Origin of the sequence: Streptomyces sp. NPDC050636, from assembly GCF_040654775.1 — a bacterium.
GTDB lineage: Bacteria > Actinomycetota > Actinomycetes > Streptomycetales > Streptomycetaceae > Streptomyces.
The window spans coordinates 1-3752 of the sequence record NZ_JBFAIP010000218.1 but is presented as its reverse complement, the minus strand read 5'-3'; the positions used below and the strand labels follow the sequence as shown (position 1 = coordinate 3752).

The window sequence follows — 3752 nt, the reverse complement described above, 5'->3', positions numbered from 1 at the left end:
TCCAACTCCTTCGCGGACCAGACCCTGGCCCAGATCGAGCTGTTCACCAAGCCGCAGGAGTACCCCACCGACGTCTACGTGCTCCCCAAGCACCTGGACGAGAAGGTCGCCCGCCTCCACCTCGATTCCCTCGGCGTCAAGCTCACCGAGCTGCGCCCGGAGCAGGCCGCCTACATCGGCGTCCAGGTCGACGGCCCCTACAAGCCCGACCACTACCGCTACTGATCCCACCGATCCGCGCCGGTCACTACTGATTCAGTGACTGACCAGCGACTGATCACCACCAGCAGCCGGTGAATCCAGGCCCTCGCCGCTCGCGGCGGGGGCCTGGCCCGTAAAGGCCTGTTCACAGGCCCGCGCGGCCATCCAGCCATTCCCCCCGCCGGCCCGCCCGAAGGACTGCATCCCCCATGCCCCGCGGCCACTACTCGCTGCACGACCCGCACGATCACACCCCCCTCGGCGAAGAGCACTTCCACTGCGCCACCGGCCCCTCCGGCTGGCGCTACGTCTCCCAGATCACCACGCCCTCCGGCGACCACGCAGGCTCCGTCGACCTCACCCTCGACGACCTCGGCCGCCCCATCCGCCTCGAACTCCACGCCTCCGCCTGGCAGGTCCGCGGCGCCGCCCTGGACGGCGTCACCTGGGTACGCACCGACCCGACCGGCGAACACGCCACCGAAGGCAACGTCCCCGCCCACGCCTTCACCGGCGCGTCCCCCGCATTCCTCATCGCCACCGCCCGCCTGCTGCGGCCCGCCCCCGGCGCCGGAGCCGTCCGCACCCGGCTGGTGGCCTTCACACCCCCCGTCCTCGCCCCCCGCACTCTCGATCAGTCCTGGGCCCTGGTGAAAAGCACACCACACACCACTGACAACGCCCCCCTCATCGCGGACGAATACCAGGTCAACGACCTTGAGACCGGCGAACAGCACACCGTCCACATCGCCGGCGACGTGGTCCTATCCGCCCCCGGCATCGAACTCGAATCCCTCGAATCACCCCCGTCGACGTTCACCTGACACCGACGCCTGACACCGACGCCCACCGCTGACATCCACACGGCCACAGCCACACTGCACCCCGAGCCCAAGCCCGTACCTCAGCCCTTAACCCCCACCCCCTAACCCCCCCTCACACCGGCGGCTAACCCTCACACCGGCGGCGCGAACCCCGTACGAGGCTTCTCCGCACCGCCACTCAGCCCGCCGTCCGCCCGCTCCGGCACCGCCCCCGAACGCCCTGAGCCGCCGGCGGCCCCCGGCACACCTCCCGGCAGCGACCACGCCCCGCCGGACGCCGCGACAGCCGCCCCGGCGGACGCCGCATCCCCCATTTCCCTTACCTCTCCCATCGCCGTCGCCGGAGCCCCCAGCGACGCCCCGAAAGCTCGCTGCGACTCCCGGGACTGCCGCTCACCCACCACAGCGGCCAGATACGCCACCGGGTGCACGCCCGCCGGCCCCGGCGTCCCGGTGAACCCCCGCAAGTCATCCGCCAGCCGCCCCGCCATCGCCGCGCCGGCCTGCGCATCCAGCTGACCCACTCGCGACAGGTACTGCCGCACCGTCAGCCACCACCCGTCCGGCACCCGCGACAGATCCAGCGCCCCCAGCTCCGCCACCAGCCACGGCGGAGGCGGCGGCAGCGCCACCCCGGCCTCCGCGACGGGTATCCGCTCCCGTACGACCAAGGTCCCCGCGAAAACGTCCCCGATCCGCCGGCCCCGCGCCGAGACCAGCGAGGCGATGGACGCCACCACCCCCAACGTCAGCACGATCTCGATGGCCCCGATCGCCCCACGCACCAGCGCATGCCGGAACCGGATCGGCCCGCCGTCCTCCCGCAGCACCCGAAGCCCGCACATCACCTTTCCCAGCGACCGGCCGTGGCTCAGCGTCTCGATCACGATCGGTATCCCGATCTGCACCAGCACGAACGTGGCCACCGCAACGGCGGCCTCCGCGGCACTGTCCAACGACGATGTCGCGCTCACCAACAACAACGACACCGCGATGTACAGCCCCCAGGCCACGGCAAGATCGACCATCATCGCCAGCGCCCGGCTCGCCAACCTGGCAGGCCGCAGCCCCAGCACCACCGCTTCACCTGTTACGAGCTCACTCACCCGTGCCCCACTCCTCTCGTTCCCCGATACGCCGCCCACCCCACGCCGGGCACGGCCAGTCTGCCAAGCTGACCCGGCACCCACTCACGGCGCTGCGAGGAGCGACACCGTATGGACCTGGATGTCTTCATCACGGCGCACAGTGCCGAATGGGACCGCCTCGAATCACTCCTGCGCCGCAAACGCCACCTCACCGGCGCCGAGGCCGACGAACTGGTCACCCTTTACCAGCGCGTCACCACCCACCTCTCCCTCCTCCGCTCCAGCGCCCCCGACCCCGCGCTGACCGGCCGCCTCACTTCACTCGTGGCGCGCGCCCGCAGCGCGGTCACCGGCGCCCGCAAGGCCTCCTGGCGCGACGCCGCCCGCTTCTTCACCACGGCCTTCCCCGCCGCGGTCTACCGCCTGCGCCACTGGTGGATGCCCACCGCGATCCTCTCCACTGCGATAGCCGCCCTCCTCGGCTGGTGGATCGCCACCCACCCCGAGGTCCAGGCGGCCATCGGCGCCCCACAGGACCTCCGCGACATGACCCGCCCCGGTGGCCAGTACGAGACGTACTACTCCAGCCACCCCGCCGCGTCGTTCGCCGCCCAGGTATGGACGAACAACGCTCAGGCTGTCGCCCTCTGCCTGGTGCTGGGGGCCTTCGCCGGCCTCCCCGTCCTCTGGGTCCTCTTCACCAACATGCTCAATCTCGGCGTCGGCATCGGCCTGATGGCCTCTGCGGGTCGCCTCGACACCTTCCTCGGCCTGATCCTTCCGCACGGCCTCCTGGAACTGACCGCCGTCTTCGTCGCGGCCGGCATCGGCCTGCGCCTGGGCTGGACCCTCATCGACCCGGGCCCCCGCAGTCGCCGTACGGCCCTGGCGGAGGAGGGCCGCTCCGCCCTCGGCGTCGCCATCGGACTCGCCGCCGTGCTCTTCATCTCCGGCGCCCTCGAAGGCTTCGTCACCCCTTCCGGCCTGCCCACCTGGGCCCGAATCGGCATCGGCATCGCCGCCGAGCTGGCCTTCCTCCTGTACGTCTACATCCTGGGCGGCCGTGCCGTACGTGCCGGCGAGACCGGCGACGTCGAGACCACCGACCGCGACGCAGCCCTGCCGACCGCCGCCTGATGTGCGTCAAGCCCCGCTGACCTGCTAATCTCCTCTTCGCCCCAGGAAACCCGTTGACACGGGTGACAGGGGGAGGTAGATTTGAACGGTTGCGACGGACTCGACAGGTCCGATCGCGAAGGCTAATCTAATCTCTGCTTCGACCGGAAATTCAATTCGGCGGGGCACTCCGACCATCTTCCGGAAGCCCCGGTCGATTAATTCGACCGCTCCGCTTCTGATAAAGTCGGAAAAGCCGAAAGGCAAAACCTTTCGACGGGTTAATCGGAAGTAAATTCGGACCGGAAACGGGACGGACTGAACCTGATAAAGTCGGAAAGGCCGAAAAGCGAAAGCCAGACGGTCAACCCCGCTCCAACAGGGGGCCGGAGACGGAAACGGATCTGGTAAGGTTGGAAACGCGAAGGAGCCGAAAGGCCGAATCGCACCGGCGAAATCAGGACCGCGAGGATCTGATAGAGTCGGAAACGCAAGACCGAAGGGAAGCGCCCGGAGAGCCTGG

4 protein-coding genes are annotated in these 3752 nt (G+C 69.5%); 3 read left to right on the top strand and 1 reads right to left on the bottom strand.

The features are described 5' to 3' along the window. Window positions 1–225: adenosylhomocysteinase (locus tag AB0I10_RS40670; protein ID WP_363157774.1), on the top strand; the 225-nt coding region annotated here is incomplete at its 5' end. A 185-nt stretch (window positions 226–410) separates the two neighbouring features. Beyond that, window positions 411–1025, top strand: coding sequence for a hypothetical protein (locus AB0I10_RS40665; protein ID WP_363157773.1), 615 nt, complete (start codon window positions 411–413; stop codon window positions 1023–1025). Window positions 1026–1156: 131 nt separating this feature from the next. On the opposite strand, the gene AB0I10_RS40660 is transcribed toward AB0I10_RS40665, so the two are convergent. Beyond that, entirely contained in the window at window positions 1157–2131 is a 975-nt protein-coding gene (locus tag AB0I10_RS40660; protein WP_363157772.1) for an RDD family protein, read from the bottom strand. 111 nt (window positions 2132–2242) lie between these two features. Between AB0I10_RS40660 and AB0I10_RS40655 the strand changes: the two genes are divergently transcribed. Beyond that, window positions 2243–3250 carry a stage II sporulation protein M gene (locus AB0I10_RS40655; protein WP_363157771.1) on the top strand — a complete coding sequence of 336 codons (1008 nt, stop codon included), beginning with the start codon at window positions 2243–2245 and terminating at the stop codon, window positions 3248–3250. Window positions 3251–3752 lie beyond the last annotated feature (502 nt).